The 16321-nt window shown below is 69.8% G+C and carries 13 protein-coding genes and 4 tRNA genes; 10 read left to right on the top strand and 7 right to left on the bottom strand.

Annotation, left to right across the window (positions count from 1 at the left end):
- Positions 1 to 41: 41 nt before the first annotated feature.
- The 5 genes from ACZ5CW_RS39100 (at position 42) to ACZ5CW_RS39080 (ending at position 2339) form a co-directional block, all read left to right on the top strand.
- Positions 42 to 1613, top strand: a complete 1572-nt coding sequence (locus tag ACZ5CW_RS39100; protein ID WP_468610216.1) for a metallophosphoesterase family protein — start codon at positions 42 to 44, stop codon at positions 1611 to 1613.
- Positions 1614 to 1693: 80 nt separating this feature from the next.
- Positions 1694 to 1766: transfer RNA gene (locus ACZ5CW_RS39095), tRNA-Glu, on the top strand.
- A gap of 36 nt (positions 1767 to 1802) precedes the next feature.
- Positions 1803 to 1877 (top strand) — tRNA-Asp (locus ACZ5CW_RS39090).
- Positions 1878 to 1901: 24 nt separating this feature from the next.
- Positions 1902 to 1975, top strand: a tRNA-Phe gene (locus ACZ5CW_RS39085).
- A gap of 64 nt (positions 1976 to 2039) precedes the next feature.
- Complete coding sequence (locus ACZ5CW_RS39080; RefSeq protein ID WP_468610214.1) at positions 2040 to 2339, top strand: hypothetical protein; 300 nt, start codon at positions 2040 to 2042, stop codon at positions 2337 to 2339.
- On the opposite strand, the gene ACZ5CW_RS39075 is transcribed toward ACZ5CW_RS39080, so the two are convergent.
- Positions 2336 to 3400, bottom strand: coding sequence for an ABC-2 transporter permease (locus ACZ5CW_RS39075; protein WP_468610212.1), 1065 nt, complete (start codon positions 3398 to 3400; stop codon positions 2336 to 2338). The genes ACZ5CW_RS39080 and ACZ5CW_RS39075 overlap by 4 nt on opposite strands.
- Positions 3401 to 3560: 160 nt before the next feature.
- On the opposite strand from ACZ5CW_RS39075, the gene hrpA reads away from it, so the two are divergent.
- From hrpA to ACZ5CW_RS39060, 3 genes are all read left to right on the top strand, one after another.
- Positions 3561 to 7505, top strand: a complete 3945-nt coding sequence (gene hrpA, locus ACZ5CW_RS39070; RefSeq protein ID WP_468610209.1) for an ATP-dependent RNA helicase HrpA — start codon at positions 3561 to 3563, stop codon at positions 7503 to 7505.
- Between the two features lie 95 nt (positions 7506 to 7600).
- Positions 7601 to 7675 (top strand) — tRNA-Asp (locus tag ACZ5CW_RS39065).
- Between the two features lie 145 nt (positions 7676 to 7820).
- Entirely contained in the window at positions 7821 to 8012 is a 192-nt protein-coding gene (locus tag ACZ5CW_RS39060; RefSeq protein WP_468610207.1) for a DUF6274 family protein, read from the top strand.
- Positions 8013 to 8474: 462 nt separating this feature from the next.
- Here ACZ5CW_RS39060 and bldC read toward each other — a convergent pair whose 3' ends face one another.
- Complete coding sequence (gene bldC, locus ACZ5CW_RS39055; RefSeq protein WP_003949541.1) at positions 8475 to 8681, bottom strand: developmental transcriptional regulator BldC; 207 nt, start codon at positions 8679 to 8681, stop codon at positions 8475 to 8477.
- Positions 8682 to 9242: 561 nt separating this feature from the next.
- A complete protein-coding gene (locus ACZ5CW_RS39050) occupies positions 9243 to 10085 on the bottom strand; it encodes a DUF8083 family protein (protein ID WP_468610205.1) in 843 nt (280 codons plus the stop codon).
- 200 nt (positions 10086 to 10285) lie between these two features.
- Here ACZ5CW_RS39050 and ACZ5CW_RS39045 point away from each other — a divergent pair, with 200 nt between their 5' ends.
- Positions 10286 to 11383, top strand: coding sequence for a Leu/Phe/Val dehydrogenase (locus tag ACZ5CW_RS39045; RefSeq protein ID WP_468610203.1), 1098 nt, complete (start codon positions 10286 to 10288; stop codon positions 11381 to 11383).
- 317 nt (positions 11384 to 11700) lie between these two features.
- On the top strand, positions 11701 to 11952 hold the full coding sequence (locus tag ACZ5CW_RS39040; protein WP_468610201.1) for a DUF3073 domain-containing protein: 252 nt from the start codon (positions 11701 to 11703) through the stop codon (positions 11950 to 11952).
- A 66-nt stretch (positions 11953 to 12018) separates the two neighbouring features.
- Here the strand turns inward: ACZ5CW_RS39040 and purM are convergent, their stop codons facing one another.
- The 4 genes from purM to ACZ5CW_RS39020 form a co-directional block, all read right to left on the bottom strand.
- A complete protein-coding gene (purM, locus tag ACZ5CW_RS39035) occupies positions 12019 to 13116 on the bottom strand; it encodes a phosphoribosylformylglycinamidine cyclo-ligase (RefSeq protein ID WP_468610199.1) in 1098 nt (365 codons plus the stop codon).
- Between the two features lie 42 nt (positions 13117 to 13158).
- Entirely contained in the window at positions 13159 to 14688 is a 1530-nt protein-coding gene (gene purF / locus ACZ5CW_RS39030; protein ID WP_468610197.1) for an amidophosphoribosyltransferase, read from the bottom strand.
- Between the two features lie 201 nt (positions 14689 to 14889).
- Positions 14890 to 15324 (bottom strand): META domain-containing protein, encoded by a 435-nt coding sequence (locus tag ACZ5CW_RS39025; protein WP_468610195.1) that lies wholly within the window; start codon positions 15322 to 15324, stop codon positions 14890 to 14892.
- Between the two features lie 56 nt (positions 15325 to 15380).
- Positions 15381 to 16178 (bottom strand): maleylpyruvate isomerase family mycothiol-dependent enzyme, encoded by a 798-nt coding sequence (locus ACZ5CW_RS39020; protein ID WP_468610193.1) that lies wholly within the window; start codon positions 16176 to 16178, stop codon positions 15381 to 15383.
- Between the last annotated feature and the right edge of the window lie 143 nt (positions 16179 to 16321).

The following is a 16321-nucleotide window of genomic DNA, read 5'->3' as shown; positions in this document are numbered from 1 at the left end:
GCCGTCGCATATCCGCGCCGGGGCATGGGCATACGGGACCAATGGCCCGCGTCCCCGTCGCAGCCCTGAACCGCATGCTGAACCGGATCCAGAACCGCACACACCGCCGCCGCAGGACCGCACCGCCCGCCCTGGAACTCGCAGCGCGGCCCCGTCCGTGGCTCCGCGCCCTCGGCCTCACCACCGTCGTCCTCGTCGGCGCCTGGCTGGGGCTGCTGATCGTCGGCAGCGTCCGCACCCCGGTCGGCCCGATGAACACGACGATGGCGCTGCGCCCCTCCCTCACCGGCGGCACGAAGATCAACATCTCCCCGCTGGGAGCGCTGAGCCTGGACAGCCATGTCGCCCCCGTCCGCCTGGACGTCAACGTCGACCAGCTGGACCCGCTGCGCTCACAGGCCCTGGTGGACCACCCCGAGCGGCTCTCCGGCCTCCAGGACGAGGTCACCCAGGACGTCGAGCACGGCACGCTCGACCTGGCCGTGCGCTCCTGCGTCGCCGTCGTGTCCGGCGCCACGGCCCTCGGCCTGGCCGTCTACCGCCGCCCGCGCCGGGCCCTCGCGGCCGGTGGCCTGGCCCTGACGCTGCTGGCCGCCTCGGCCGCCACGGCGTACGCCACCTGGAACCCGAAGTCGGTCCTGGAGCCGAAATTCTCCGGGCTGCTCAGCTCGGCCCCGTCCGTGGTCGGCAACGCGCGCAGCATCGTCACCGAATTCGACGTCTACCAGAAGGAGTTGGCCCGCCTGGTGACGAACGTGACCAAGCTCTACGACGTCACGTCCACGCTCCCGGCCTACCACCCCGACCCCTCCACCATCCGGGTCCTGCACGTGTCGGACATCCATCTGAACCCGGCGAGCTGGAAGATCATCGCCTCGCTGGTGAAGCAGTACAAGGTGAACGTGATCGTCGACTCGGGCGACACGATGGATCACGGCACGGCAGCGGAGAACGGATTCCTGGACCCGATCGCAGACCTGGGCGCGCCGTACGTCTGGGTGCGCGGCAACCACGACTCCGGGACCACCCAGCGCTACCTGGAGCACGTGAGGAACGCGCACGTTCTGGACGACGGCCGGGCGGAGACGGTCGGCGGCCTGCGCTTCGCGGGCATCGGCGACCCGCAGTTCACCCCCGACCGCTCGGTGGTGCCCGGCGGCGAGGCCTCCGAGCAACTGGCCGGCGACCGGCTGGCCAGCGCCCTGCGCGACCAGCGGGCGGCCGGCAGGCCGGTGGACGTGGCGATCGCCCACGAGCCGACGGCGGCCCGCGAGACGGACGGCGAGGTCCCGCTGGTGCTGTGCGGCCACCTGCACCACGAAGGCACCGAGATGCTGAAGTACGGCACCCGGCTGCGCAGGGAGGGCTCGACCGGCGGCAGCGGCCTGCGTGCGGTGGAGCGCCGGTACCCCGCTCCCATCGAGGCCTCGATCCTCTACTTCGACCGCGACAGCCGCCGCCTCCAGGCCTGGGACGCGATCGAGCTGGGCGGCCTGGGACTGGCAACAGCCGAGGTCAGCCGCCATCTGGCGGACGAGAACCGCCCCGAGGCGTCCCCGAGCCGGACATCCTCCGGCACTCCGTCCGCGCCGCCGTCCGAGCGCTCGCCGTAAACCGTTTTGGCGATACTCCCCGCCATCCCATATGCTTCTCACGTCCCCGACGCGCTGAGAAGCGCCCAGGCGGGCCGATAGCCCTCATCGTCTAGCGGCCTAGGACGCCGCCCTTTCAAGGCGGTAGCACGGGTTCGAATCCCGTTGGGGGCACGCAAGATCGTGTGCGACACTGTTGCACACAAGCTTGGTCCTGTGGAGCAGTTTGGAGTGCTCGCCACCCTGTCAAGGTGGAGGCCGCGGGTTCAAATCCCGTCAGGACCGCTGGTGTTTCACGTGAAACACCGTGGCTGGGTAGCTCAGTTGGTACGAGCGTCCGCCTGAAAAGCGGAAGGTCGCCGGTTCGACCCCGGCCCCAGCCACAGCCAGAAGACCCCGTTCGACGAACGGGGTCTTCGTCGTTTGGAGCGGCTTCAGGGGGCAGCGGTGGAAGGTCGCGACACCGGACTGGAGAAGGACCGGGCGCGGTACGGGCTACTCGCGGTGGTGATCAGCAATCTCGCCATCGCGGGAGTAGCGATCTTCGGCGTATGGCGGCTCGACGGCGACAAAGCCGTGATCGTCGGCGTGCTCACCGCCGCCTTCACCGCGGTCAGCAGCATGACCACCGCCTATCTGGGCATCAAGGCCGTCTCCAACACCGCCAGGTCGATCGCCCTGGGCGACGGCCCCTCCCGGCAGCACACCGCGCATCCCGCAGCACCGCCGTCCCAGCGAAGCTCCTAGCCCGCATGAGCCGGGCGTGCCGGGCGTGCCGGGCGGCCGCCCGGGTGCCGGTGCCGCCAGATCAGGAAGACCGCGCAGGAGACGACCGCCCAGCCCGCCAGCACCAGGAACGGGAAGGCATGCTGGTGACCGCGGAAGTACACCGCGGTGTGCTGGGCGTTGACCGAGGCGCCGGGCGGCAGCCAGCGGCCGATCGTGCCGAGCGGGGACGGCAGCAGCGGCCAGGAGACGGCACCGCCGGACGAGGGATTGCCCAGCAGCACCATCAGGCCCCACGTCGGCAGCATGGCCCAGCGCCCGACGAGGGTGTTGAACATCGTGAACACCATGCCCGAGGCGAACATCGTCAGGGCGAGGATCAGCCAGGACTCCACGAACGGCAGCGAGAGCGCCCCCAGCAGCCAGTCCACCACCGCGGCGATCACGAACCCGCCGAGCAGGGCGTAGGCGGCGGTGAAGGCGATGCGTTCCAGGGGGTTCAGCTCCCGCGCGTGCACGCTGAGCTGGATGGCTCCGACGAAGCCGATGATCACGGCCGCGAGTGAGATGTAGAAGATCGCCAGACCGCGGGGATCGCCCTTCTGCAGCGGCTTGAGGTCGTGGACCACCACCGGTGTGCCGGTGGCCTTGCCCACCTCCACCGCCGCCTCGGCGAGCAGCTGGGCGACCGACGCCCCGGACGCCCCGGACACGTCCAGGGTGACCGGCCGGCCCGCGGGCGCCTCGAACACCGCGAACTCCTTCTGCTCGTCCACCGCGCGCACCGCCGCCTGTCTGCTGCCGTACGGGTGCAGCTTGAGCGAGGCGTCCAATGCCCGCTCCATGCCCTCGATGAAGCGCCGGGCGGCGGGCTGGTCGTGGGCGCCGGTCACGGCGGTGGGGATGCTGTGCGGGGTCGGATCGGCCATGGCGTACGTGTAGGACCCGGCGAAGAGACCGGCAGCGGCGGCGAGGATCAGCAGCAGGACCGTGGCGGGGAGGAAAGGGGACGCCCGGAACGCCGACCAGCGCTCCGCGCGGGTGGGGGGACGGCCGTGCTCTCCGTGCGGCGAATCGGGCATAGGGCTCACGCTAGGTCATTTGTCGTGCACTGCTCCTGTTCGAGGATCTCGGTGACCCGCCGTGGGAGTGACGGGTGCCGCGCCCCTTCGGGGCGCCCCGCACCGGCGCCGGTGAAATCGTTCGCCTCTCTTTTGGGCGAGGTGAGATCCTGGACCGCGTATGTCTACGCATCCCGCCCCCGCCCTCGGCACCCTCGCCCCCCGACTGACCGAGCTGTCGCTGCGCGACGCCCACCGGCTCGGTCGCCGGCTCGAGGGCGCACGCAAGATCCGTAAGCCGGAGGCCCGCGCCGCCGTCCTCGCCGAGATCGACGCCGAGGTCGGCAAGGCCGAGGCCCGGATGGCCGAGCGGCGCTCCCGCGTGCCCGCCGCCACGTACCCCGAGCAGCTGCCCGTCAGCCAGAAGAAGGACGAGATCGCGGCCGCCATCCGCGATCACCAGGTCGTCATCGTCGCCGGTGAGACCGGTTCCGGAAAGACGACCCAGATCCCGAAGATCTGTCTGGAGCTGGGACGCGGCGTCCGGGGCATGATCGGCCACACCCAGCCCCGCCGCATCGCCGCGCGTACCGTCGCCGAGCGGGTCGCGGAGGAGATGAAGACCCCGCTCGGCGAGGCCGTCGGCTGGAAGGTCCGCTTCACCGACCAGGTGAACCAGGACGCGACCTTCATCAAGCTGATGACGGACGGCATCCTGCTCGCCGAGATCCAGACCGACCGCGAGCTGCGCGCCTACGACACGATCATCATCGACGAGGCCCACGAGCGGTCCCTCAACATCGACTTCCTGCTCGGCTATCTGGCCCAGCTGCTGCCGAAGCGGCCGGACCTGAAGGTCGTCATCACCTCGGCGACCATCGACCCCGAGCGCTTCTCCCGGCACTTCGGCGACGCCCCGATCATCGAGGTCAGCGGCCGGACGTACCCGGTGGAGGTGCGCTACCGGCCCCTGCTGGAGGAGGACTCCGAGGACTCCGACCGGGACCAGATCACCGCCATCACGGACGCCGTCGAGGAGCTGATGGCGGAGGGCAAGGGCGACATCCTCGTCTTCCTCTCCGGTGAGCGGGAGATCCGCGACACGGCCGACGCGCTGGAGAAGAAGAAGTACAGATTCACCGAGGTGCTCCCCCTCTACGCCCGGCTCTCCCACGCCGAGCAGCACCGCGTCTTCCAGCCGCACACGGGGCGCAGGATCGTTCTGGCGACCAACGTCGCCGAGACCTCCCTCACCGTGCCCGGCATCAAGTACGTGATCGACCCCGGCTTCGCCCGGATCAGCCGCTACAGCCACCGCACCAAGGTCCAGCGGCTGCCCATCGAGCCGGTCTCCCAGGCCAGCGCCAACCAGCGCAAGGGTCGCTGCGGCCGTACGTCCGACGGCATCTGCGTCCGGCTGTACAGCGAGGACGACTTCCTCGCCCGGCCGGAGTTCACGGACGCGGAGATCCTCCGTACGAACCTCGCCTCCGTCATCCTGCAGATGACCGCGGCCGGACTCGGCGACATCGAGAAGTTCCCCTTCATCGACCCGCCGGACCACCGCAACATCCGCGACGGCGTGCAGCTGCTGCAGGAGCTGGGCGCGCTGGACCCGGCCCAGAAGGACCCGCGCAAGCGGCTCACGGACACCGGGCGCAAGCTCGCCCAGCTGCCCGTCGACCCCCGCCTGGCCCGCATGGTCCTGGAGGCCGACAGGAACGGCTGTGTCCGCGAGGTCATGGTCATCGCCGCCGCGCTGTCCATCCAGGACCCGCGTGAGCGCCCGGCGGAGAAGCAGGCCCAGGCCGACCAGCAGCACGCCCGCTTCAAGGACGAGACCAGCGACTTCCTGGCGTACCTGAACCTGTGGCGGTACGTCCGCGAGCAGCAGAAGGAGCGCGGATCCAGCTCCTTCCGCCGGATGTGCAAGCAGGAGTACCTGAACTTCCTGCGCATCCGCGAATGGCAGGACATCTACACCCAGCTGCGCACGGTCGCCAAGCAGATGGGCATCCACCTCGCCGAGGAGGACGCGCCCGCCGACCGCATCCACGTCTCCCTCCTCGCCGGCCTCCTGTCCCACATCGGGATGAAGGACGTGAAGGACGGCAGCAAGAACGAGTACCTGGGCGCGCGCAACGCCAAGTTCGCGGTCTTCCCGGGCTCCGCGCTGTTCAGGAAGCAGCCGAAGTTCGTGATGTCGGCCGAGCTGGTGGAGACCTCGCGGCTCTGGGCGCGGGTCAACGCCAAGATCGAGCCCGAGTGGGTCGAACCGCTCGCCGGACACCTGCTCAAGCGGACGTACAGCGAACCGCACTGGGAGAAGGACCAGGCGGCCGTGATGGCGTACGAGAAGGTCACGCTGTACGGCGTCCCGATCGTCGCCCAGCGGAAGGTGAACTACGGCCGCATCGAACCCGAGGTCAGCCGCGAGCTGTTCATCCGCAACGCGCTGGTCGAGGGGGACTGGCGCACGCACCACAAGTTCTTCGCCGACAACCGCAGACTCCTCAGCGAGGTCGAGGAGCTGGAGCACCGCGCCCGGCGCCGGGACATCGTCGTCGACGACGAGACGCTGTTCGACTTCTACGACCAGCGGGTGCCCCCGCACGTCGTCTCCGGTGCCCACTTCGACTCCTGGTGGAAGAGCAAGCGGCACGAGCAGCCGGACTTCCTGGACTTCGAGCGGGAGATGCTCATCCGGGAGTCGGCGGAGGCGGTCACCAAGGCCGACTATCCCGACTCCTGGCGGCAGGGGCAGCTCAAGTTCCGGGTGACCTACCAGTTCGAGCCGGGCGCGGACGCCGACGGCGTGACCGTGCACATCCCTCTCCAGGTGCTCAACCAGGTCACGGACGAGGGCTTCGACTGGCAGATCCCGGGCCTGCGCGAGGAGGTGGTGACGGAGCTGATCCGCACCCTCCCCAAGCCCGTCCGCCGCAACTACGTGCCCGCGCCTAACTACGCGAAGGCGTTCCTGGAGAGGGCGGTACCCCTCCAGGAGCCGCTCGTCGTGACGATGACGCGCGAGCTGAGGCGCATGGTCGGCGTCCCCTTCGAGGCGGACGACTTCGACTGGGCGAAGGTGCCGGACCACCTGAAGATCACTTTCCGTATCGTCGACGAGCGGCGCCGGAAGCTGGCCGAGGACAAGGACCTGGAGGCGCTGAAGCTGCGCCTGAAGCCGAAGGCGCGCCAGGCGCTCTCCCAGGCGGCGGCCGCGACCGCGTCCCGGGAGGGCGGCGAGTCGCTGGAACGCAAGGGCCTGACCGACTGGACGATCGGCACGCTCACCCGCGTCTTCGAGACCCGCCGGGCCGGCCAGCCGGTCAAGGCGTACCCGGCGCTGGTGGACGACGGTGACACGGTCTCGGTCCGTCTCTTCGACACCGAGGCGGAGCAGTCCGAGGCCATGTGGAAGGGCACCCGTCGGCTGATCCTGCGCAACATCCCGGTGAACCCGGCGAAGTTCGCCTCCGAGAAGCTGACGAACGCCCAGAAGCTCGCCCTGTCGGCCAACCCGCACGGCTCCGTCCAGGCCCTGTTCGACGACTGCGCCATGGCCGCCGCGGACAAGCTGATCGCGGACTTCGGCGGGCCGGCGTGGGACGAGGAGTCCTACCGGAAGCTGTACGACAAGGTGCGCGCGGAGATCGTGGACACGACGGTCCGTACGGTCGGCCAGGTACAGCAGGTCCTGGCCGCCTGGCAGGCCTGTGAGCGCCGTCTGAAGGCCACGGGCAGCCCGGTGCTGCTCGCGAACCTGACGGACGTCCGCAAACAGCTGGACGCCCTGGTGAAGCCCGGCTTCGTGACCTGGGCGGGCATACGCCGGCTTCCCGACCTCATGCGCTACCTGGTGGCCGCCGACCGGCGTCTGCAGCAGATGCCGACCGGCGTCCAGCGGGACACCACGCGCATGGAGAAGGTCCACGAGATGCAGGACGAGTACGCCTGGCTCCTGGAGCAGCTCCCCCAGGGCCGGCCGGTGCCCGCCTCGGTGCTGGACATCCGCTGGATGATCGAGGAGCTGCGGGTCAGCTACTTCGCCCACGCGCTGGGCACGGCGTACCCCGTCTCCGACAAGCGGATCGTGAAGGCGATCGACGCGGCCGTCCCGTAATCGCTTGCGTACAGGGGGTGAGTTCGACCAGGCGGCGCACCTCCTGTACAGTCTCTCTCGCAGCGCAAGACAGCAAGTCAAACGCAGCGAAGCCTGGTCCTGTGGAGCAGTTTGGAGTGCTCGCCACCCTGTCAAGGTGGAGGCCGCGGGTTCAAATCCCGTCAGGACCGCATAGAGAAGGGCCCCCGTCACGGGGGCCCTTCTGCTGTTCCGGCGAGAGCCTCTCACAGCCACCTGCGCCCTTGACGGCGTCACATTCCCTCGGTACCCAGAGAGCAGGGCCCGTTCCTCCTGTGCGGCCCCTGGAGGTGGCGTATGGCGGCATCGGCCAGGCACGAGACGCGGGCGCTTCTGAGGGCGCACCTGTCGGCCGCCTCGTCCTACCGGCATCTCACCCGCCACTGCCCCATCTGTCATCGCCTGCTGCGGCTGGCGATGGACACCGGCCCTCGACCCCAGGACGCGAGCGAAGAGACCGCCGAGGACGAAAGTCCCCGGAACGCGTGACCGACACCGACGCCAACACCGGTCGGCGCGTGGGACGCTGGAACACGCGCTTCCATTAGCGCACCGGCGCCATCGGCAACAAGCGGCCCGGCGTGTGACGGGAGTCACGGCATGACTTTTTGAAAGAGTGGCACTTACCCCCGTCATACAACTAGTCAATTTAATATGTGCAATTGCACCTCGCCCGGAGGTCACGCACAGAGCTTCCGACACCCCTCCCCAGACTCCGACAAGCCCGCTCACAGCAGGGCCCGCACAGCCGCGACCAGCGCACAAAAAAGATCGCGCTGGACTCGGCGGAGTCCAGCGCGATCTACGACGCACCCTGTGTCGCTGCCAACAACGTTCTCTTCGGCCTTGGGCGAGGGCCCTGTTGGGGCAGGTCCCGCGTCGCTTGGAGCTAAGGGGTTCGGGCGCCTCGGCGGGTTGGGGGACCAGCCGGTTTGCCCGTTATTCAGTTGTTCAGGCCTCGCTGCGCTGCTGCGGGATGCCCGCGAGCAGAGCGCGGACCTCGGCCTCGCGGTAGCGGCGGTGCCCGCCGAGCGTGCGGATGGAAGTGAGCTTGCCGGCCTTCGCCCACCGCGTGACCGTCTTGGGGTCGACGCGGAACATCGTGGCGACCTCAGCCGGGGTCAGCAGCGGCTCGGCATCAGGGGTGCGAGCGGTCATGAGCGGCCTCCTCGGGAGAACCGAACCTTCTCGGTTCTTTCCTCTAAATTCTGCACCTTGACCCGCGTTGCCCGAAATGGCGGACGCGAGTCGAGTCGGTTATAGGACGAACGGCTTGTCCTCGGCACTACAACTACACCATCTGTCCAGCCCGGTCGGCCAAACCGATGGAATTGCCCTCCCAGGTGTTCATCAGCGACGGAAGCCGATGGACCACCCCATAGCGGACAGTCACGCCACTGTGACGATCAGTCACAGGGCGATCAGGAGTCACCAGACCCCCCAAAGCGTGCAATGCTGAGATTCCGCCCACAACGGAGCACAGTTGGACGGACAGAGCCCTCCCCGGACTCCTTGTCCTATTTTGGCATGAGGAGGGGCAAGAGGCGCAAGGGCCCAGTACGTGCGGTCCGTCACGCTTCAGCCATCCCTGGAACAAAAGCCCGGATCGGGACCAACGTCCCGTCAGCTGGTGAAGTGGCGTCGACCGTACGCTGTTCGACGATGTCTCAGCTGTGACCCACGTCACGTTTTCGGCGTTTCTGTTGAAACGTCAGTTCGTCAGTTGGCCGAGCGCCGGTCCCGCACCGCCCGCCATCGCTCCACGAGCCGCCCGTAGGCCGCTCCGGCCGCCGTTCCGTCGCCCCGGCGCAGCGCCTCGACGCCTTCGGCCACATCCGCCGCCGAGTGATCGCCCTCCAGCTCACCGGCCGGCAGCACATGCACCAGGCCGCCGTAGTCCAGCTCCACCAGCGAGCGCGGGTGGAACTCCTCCAGCCAGCGGCCGACGTCCACGATCCCGTCGATCAGCGGGCCCTCCTCGACGGTGTCCTTCAGCGTGCGCAGCGTCCGCGCCACCCGGCGGCGCGCCTGCACCATGGGCGTGCGGTAGCGCAGCACGGGGGGCACCTCGGCGGTCCCCTTGGCGTACCGCCGCTCCTCGTCGGAGACCAGCACGAACCAGTTCAGCGGCACCTGCCACGTCGCCGTACGGATCCAGGGGCGGGCGTCGGGGTTGCGGGCCAGCCAGCGCTCGTAGTCCTGGGCCGCCTGGCGGCGCACCACCGGCGGCAGCACCGCGTCCAGCACCGGCGGGGGCAGCTCCTCCGCGAGTTCGCCGAGGGCCTGCCAGCCGCGCAGCCGGGTCCGCCAGGGACACACGCAGGTCACCCCGTCGACCTCCAGCACGAAGGCGTCCCCGCTCTCGTGCACCGGTACCGCGATCGGCGGGGTGGGCAGCAAGTCGGCCAGGGAGCGGCGCAGTTCGTCCTGGTAGGAGGGGCGGTCGGGGCGGCGGGCGTAGCGCGTCCAGTGGCTGCGCTCCGGCTCCGGGAAGGCGCCCAGCGGCTCGTACACGCGCAGGTAAGCGGTGTAAGGGACGACCATGGAGGACACCTTGGGCACGCCTGCTCACTCCCCATCGGACCCGGCTCGAAACCACTGCAAATCGTGCCACGGTCATGCGTGCACTGAGGGCACGGCAGAGTGATCCTGAACACTGCGCGGATGGTGGTCGTGCTCAGGCTCTACGCTCGTGCCACGGCACCCCGCCACCCGTACGGGGCCCGTCCCCACTCGCCGCTATTTACACAGGAGTCACCACAGTGACCGACGTAACCGGCGCACCTGCTGATGTCCTGCACACCCTGTTCCACTCGGACCAGGGCGGCCATGAGCAGGTCGTGCTCTGCCAGGACCGCGCCACCGGCCTGAAGGCCGTGATCGCCATCCACTCCACCGCCCTGGGCCCGGCCCTCGGCGGCACCCGCTTCTACCCCTACGCGACCGAGGCCGAGGCCGTCGCCGACGCCCTCAACCTCGCGCGCGGGATGTCGTACAAGAACGCCATGGCCGGACTGGACCACGGCGGCGGCAAGGCCGTGATCATCGGCGACCCGGAGCGTGACAAGAGCGAGGAGCTGCTTCTCGCCTACGGGCGCATGGTCGCCTCCCTCGGCGGGCGCTACGTCACCGCGTGCGACGTCGGCACCTACGTCGCCGACATGGACGTCGTGGCCCGCGAGTGCCGCTGGACCACCGGCCGCTCCCCCGAGAACGGCGGCGCCGGCGACTCCTCCGTGCTCACCGCCTTCGGCGTCTACCAGGGCATGCGCGCCTCCGCCCAGCACCTGTGGGGCGACCCCTCGCTGCGCGGCCGCAAGGTCGGTGTCGCGGGCGTCGGCAAGGTGGGCCACCACCTGGTCCGGCATCTGCGCGAGGAGGGCGCCGAGGTCGTCGTGACGGACGTCCGCGCGGACGCCGTCCAGCGGATCGTCGACCAGTACCCCACGGGGGTGACGGCGGTCGTCGACACCGAGGCGCTGATCCGCGTGGAGGGGCTGGACATCTACGCCCCCTGCGCCCTCGGCGGTGCCCTGAACGACCTCTCCGTGCCGGTGCTCACCGCCAAGGTGGTGTGCGGCGCGGCCAACAACCAGCTCGCCCACCCGGGCGTGGAGAAGGACCTCGCCGACCGCGGGATCCTCTACGCGCCGGACTACGTGGTGAACGCCGGCGGGGTCATCCAGGTGGCCGACGAGTTGCACGGGTTCGACTTCGACCGGTGCAAGGTCAAGGCGTCGAAGATCTTCGACACCACGCTGGCCATATTCGCACGTGCGAAGGAAGACGGGATTCCGCCGGCCGCCGCGGCCGACCGGATCGCCGAGCAGCGGATGGCCGAGGCCCGCACGGCGCGCTGAGCGGCCGCGCGGGACCCCGACCGGGCGTCCGATCGCACAGCTGAGCGGTACCCGTCGGCGGGAACTTGGAGAGAACTCTCACTTCCACCGGCGGGTCGTTCCCCGATAAGTGGTTAAAATCGCCACTGACCAGCGAGGACAGGGCGCCTCGAAGGTCCCGGGTACACGCGCGTGCTGCGGGCGACGTACCGTATGGGCGCGGGCTCAGGTACCGTGGAAGCCCTACGGACCGGCCTCTCTGCGGAGGGTCCGTTCCGGATCATGAACGCGTGTCAGACTCTGGGGCCGTCGAGCCCCGTCACCGAGGGGGTCGAGCCATGGGGCGCGGCCGGGCCAAGGCCAAGCAGACAAAGGTCGCCCGCCAGCTGAAGTACAACAGCGGTGGGACTGACCTGTCACGTCTGGCCAGTGAACTGGGCGCATCTACTTCGAGCCAGCCGCCGAACGGCGAGACGTTCGAGGACGATGAGCATGACGAGGACGACCTTTACTCCCGTTACGCCGACCTCTATGAGGACGACGACGAGGACGAGGACGAAGGTCCCTCACAACACCGTCGCGGCGCTTGACCTTGCACTGAGCACTCACCCGGTCGGTGGCACTGCCACCGACCGGGTTCTGTGCTACCCGCAGGTTCAGGCGGAGTAGTCACCGACCAGCTCGGCGCCGGTCTCCTTGTCGCCGCGGTCGGTGATCTCGCCCGCGACCCATGCCTCGACACCCCGGTCGGCCAGCGTCGCGAGGGCCACCTCGGTGGACTCCTCCGGGACGATCGCCATCATGCCGACGCCCATGTTGAGGGTCTTCTCCAGCTCCAGGCGCTCCACGTTCCCGGTCTTCCCGACCAGGTCGAAGATCGCGCCCGGGGTCCAGGTGCCACGGTCGACCACGGCGTGCAGGCCGTCCGGGATCACCCGGGCCAGGTTGGCCGCGAGTCCGCCGCCGGTGATGTGGCTGAAGGCGTGCACCTCGGCGGTGCGGGTCAGCGCCAGGCAGTCCAGCGAGTAGATCTTCGTGGGCTCCAGCAGCTCCTCGCCGAGGGTGCGGCCCAGCTCCGCGATCTCCGTCTCCAGGGCCAGGCCCGCACGGTCCAGCAGGACGTGGCGGACCAGGGAGTACCCGTTGGAGTGAAGACCGGAGGCCGCCATGGCGATCACCGCGTCACCCTTGCGGATACGATCCGCGCCCAGCAGCCGGTCGGCCTCCACAACGCCCGTACCGGCGCCGGCGACGTCGAAGTCGTCCTCGCCCAGCAGGCCCGGGTGTTCGGCCGTCTCACCGCCCACCAGGGCGCAGCCGGCCAGCACGCAGCCCTCCGCGATGCCCTTCACGATGGCGGCGACCCGCTCGGGGTGGACCTTGCCGACGCAGATGTAGTCCGTCATGAACAGCGGCTCGGCACCGCACACCACGATGTCGTCCATGACCATGGCGACCAGGTCGTGGCCGATGGTGTCGTAGACGCCCAGGCGGCGCGCGATGTCGACCTTCGTGCCGACACCGTCCGTGGCGGAGGCGAGCAGCGGGCGCTCGTAGCGCTTGAGGGCGGAGGCGTCGAAGAGTCCGGCGAAGCCGCCGAGGCCGCCGAGGACCTCGGGCCGCTGGGTCTTCTTCACCCACTCCTTCATGAGTTCCACGGCGCGGTCGCCCGCCTCGATGTCGACGCCCGCGCTCGCATAGCTGGCACCAGCGCCCACGTGCGGTGCACGCTGATCAGAATCAGCAGAAGACATGATTTTGAGAACTTTCGTGTCGTACCGCGTGAACAGCGGGGATTACGGACGCCGGATCGCGTCGGCGGCGGCCGTGGCGGCGGGCCCGGCTGCCAGCTCGGTCTCCAGGAGCTGCTTGCCCAGCAGCTCGGGGTCCGGCAGCTCCATCGGGTATTCGCCGTCGAAGCAGGCGCGGCACAGGTTCGGCTTGGCGATCGTGGTCGCCTCGATCATGCCGTCGAGCGAGATGTAGGCCAGGGAGTCGGCGCCGAGGCTGGTCCCGATCTCCTCGATGCTCATGCCGTTGGCGATCAGCTCCGCGCGGGTGGCGAAGTCGATGCCGAAGAAGCAGGGCCACTTCACGGGCGGCGAGGAGATCCGGATGTGGACCTCGGCGGCGCCCGCCTCGCGGAGCATGCGGACCAGGGCCCGCTGGGTGTTGCCGCGCACGATCGAGTCGTCCACGACGACCAGGCGCTTGCCCTTGATGACTTCCTTCAGCGGGTTCAGCTTCAGGCGGATACCCAGCTGGCGGATGGTCTGCGAGGGCTGGATGAAGGTCCGGCCGACGTAGGCGTTCTTCACCAGGCCGTTGCCGAAGGGGATGCCGGAGGCCTCCGCGTAGCCGATGGCGGCCGGGGTGCCGGACTCCGGGGTCGCTATGACCAGGTCGGCCTCGACCGGCGCCTCCTTGGCCAGGCGGCGGCCCATCTCCACGCGGGAGAGGTACACGTTGCGGCCGGCGATGTCGGTGTCCGGGCGGGCCAGGTACACGTACTCGAAGACACAGCCCTTGGGCTTCGCTTCCGCGAATCGGGAGCTGCGCAGGCCGTTCTCGTCGATGGCGACGAACTCGCCCGGCTCGATCTCCCGCACGAAGCTGGCGCCGCAGATGTCGAGGGCGGCGGACTCGGAGGCGACCACCCAGCCGCGCTCCAGGCGGCCGAGGACCAGCGGGCGGATGCCCTGCGGGTCGCGGCCGGCGTAGAGGGTGTGCTCGTCCATGAAGACGAGGGAGAACGCGCCCCGCACCTTCGGGAGCACCGCGTGGGCGGCCTCCTCGATGGTGAGCGGCTTGCCGTCCTCGTCGACCTGGGCGGCGAGCAGGGCCGTCAGCAGGTCGGTGTCGTTGGTCGCCGCGACCCGGGCGGAGCGGCTGTTGTTGTCGTTCGGCAGTTCGGCGACCATCTCGGCGAGCTGCGCCGTGTTGACCAGGTTGCCGTTGTGGCCGAGCGCGATCGAACCGTGCGCGGTGGCGCGGAACGTCGGCTGGGCGTTCTCCCACACGGAGGCTCCGGTGGTCGAGTAGCGGGCGTGTCCGACCGCGATATGACCCTGGAGCGAACCGAGAGAGGTTTCGTCGAAGACCTGGGAGACCAGGCCCATGTCCTTGAAGACGAGGATCTGGGAGCCGTTGCTGACCGCGATTCCCGCGGATTCCTGACCCCGGTGCTGGAGGGCGTAGAGCCCGAAGTACGTGAGCTTTGCGACCTCTTCACCCGGAGCCCAGACGCCGAAGACGCCGCAAGCGTCCTGGGGGCCCTTTTCGCCGGGAAGCAGATCGTGATTGAGTCGACCGTCACCACGTGGCACGCCATCGAGTGTAGGCGAGGTCGACCACTGGTCCGAATTGGGGATGCGCGCCCAGGACGGGCCAGGCGTCGTCGATCACCTTGGGTGATTCTACGTTTTAGCAGGTCAGGGGCGATTCTCGGCCACGACTCCGGGTCCCGGCCGGGCTGTGCGGGCCGATCCGGAACCTCGAGGCCGACTCCATGAGTGAGGTGTCGCACATCATTCTGGGGCGCTGCGGCTGAGGTGGACGCGGTCACCGTCACCGCCGGTGAGCGTCAGCTTCTCCTCGTCGGCCTTGGCGACCAGCGTGCCGGTGGTGAGGGTGCGGGCGAGGGCCCGCTCGAAGTCCATCCGCTCCTTGTCGCAGGCCATCCTGGTGGTCCGCAGGTCACCGAAGGTGATCCGGTCCCCGTGCACGGTGGCCCGGGCGCTGAACTGGTTGCAGCCGAGATTGCCGGCCGCCTTGCCGTCCTCGTCGATGCGCAGGCGGGCGGTGGCGGGCGCGTGCCGGGTCGTACCGCCGACGGTGACGTCGTCGACCCGCCAGTCGATCCCGGTCACCGGCTGCTGGACGCTCACCGCACCACTGTCCGCCTCTCCGCTGCCGCAGGCCACCGCGACCGGGACGAGTGCGGTGGCCGCCATCAGGGTCATGCGCTGCTTGTACCGGTTCATACGGATTCGACGGACCGCCGGTACGACCGGTTCCGCTACGACATCAGCGGCAGCAGATCCCCGATGTCCGCCCGCTCCCCGCTCGCGCTGACCTTCGCCTCCGCCACCGCGTCCTTCCAGGCCACGCGTCCGGTGGCGAGCCGGACCCAGGTCAGCGGGTCGGTCTCCACGACGTTGGGCGGGGTGCCCCGGGTGTGCCGGGGCCCCTCGACGCACTGCACGACGGCGTACGGCGGCACGCGCACCTCGGTGGAGCCGCCGGGCGCCTTCACGGCGAGGGCGTCGGCGAGCAGCCGGGTGGCCGCGGCCAGGGCCTGCCGGTCGTACGGCACCTCGAGCCCCTCGACGGCGGCGGTGAGGTCGTCGGTGTGGACGACCAGCTCGACGGTGCGGGTGACGAGGTAGTCGTCCAGGGGCAGCGCACCCGCGTTGGTCGCCAGGAGCCGGCTGCCGGGATGCTCGGCGAGCAGGGCGCGCAGGCTCTCGTCGATGCCGGTGAGGTAGGCGTCGAGGTCGGTGTGCTCGGCGGCGAGGGCGCGGGTGAACTCGAAGATGGCGGTGGAGCTGGCGGAGGTGGCGAAGGGCCACTCGACCACCGTGGCGTCCTGCCGGGGCGGTGCGGGCTTGTCCAGGGCCCGGTGCACGGCCGTGACCGCCATCCCGATGTGCGCGATCAGCTCGCGCACGGTCCACTCGCCGAGCCGCGTCGGCAGCGCGAGCTGCTCGGGGGTCAGGCCGCGGACGGCCTCGCGTACGTGTCCGAACTGGGCGAGGACCGCCGCGCGGGTCCTGGCGGGATCGTAGCTGCGGGCACGCTTCTTGGCCGGAGACATGACGGTGACCCTATGTCCTGACCGCGCGGCCCTTCAGGGAATTTCGCCGTCGCGGGGGGGGGGGGGGGGGGGGGGGGGGGGGGGGGGGGGGGGGGGGGGGGGGGGGGGGGGGGGGGGGGGGGGGGGGGGGGGGGGGGGGGGGG

It is taken from the genome of Streptomyces sp. NPDC031379, from assembly GCF_055569615.1.
This window is presented reverse-complemented; position numbering and strand designations above follow the sequence as displayed.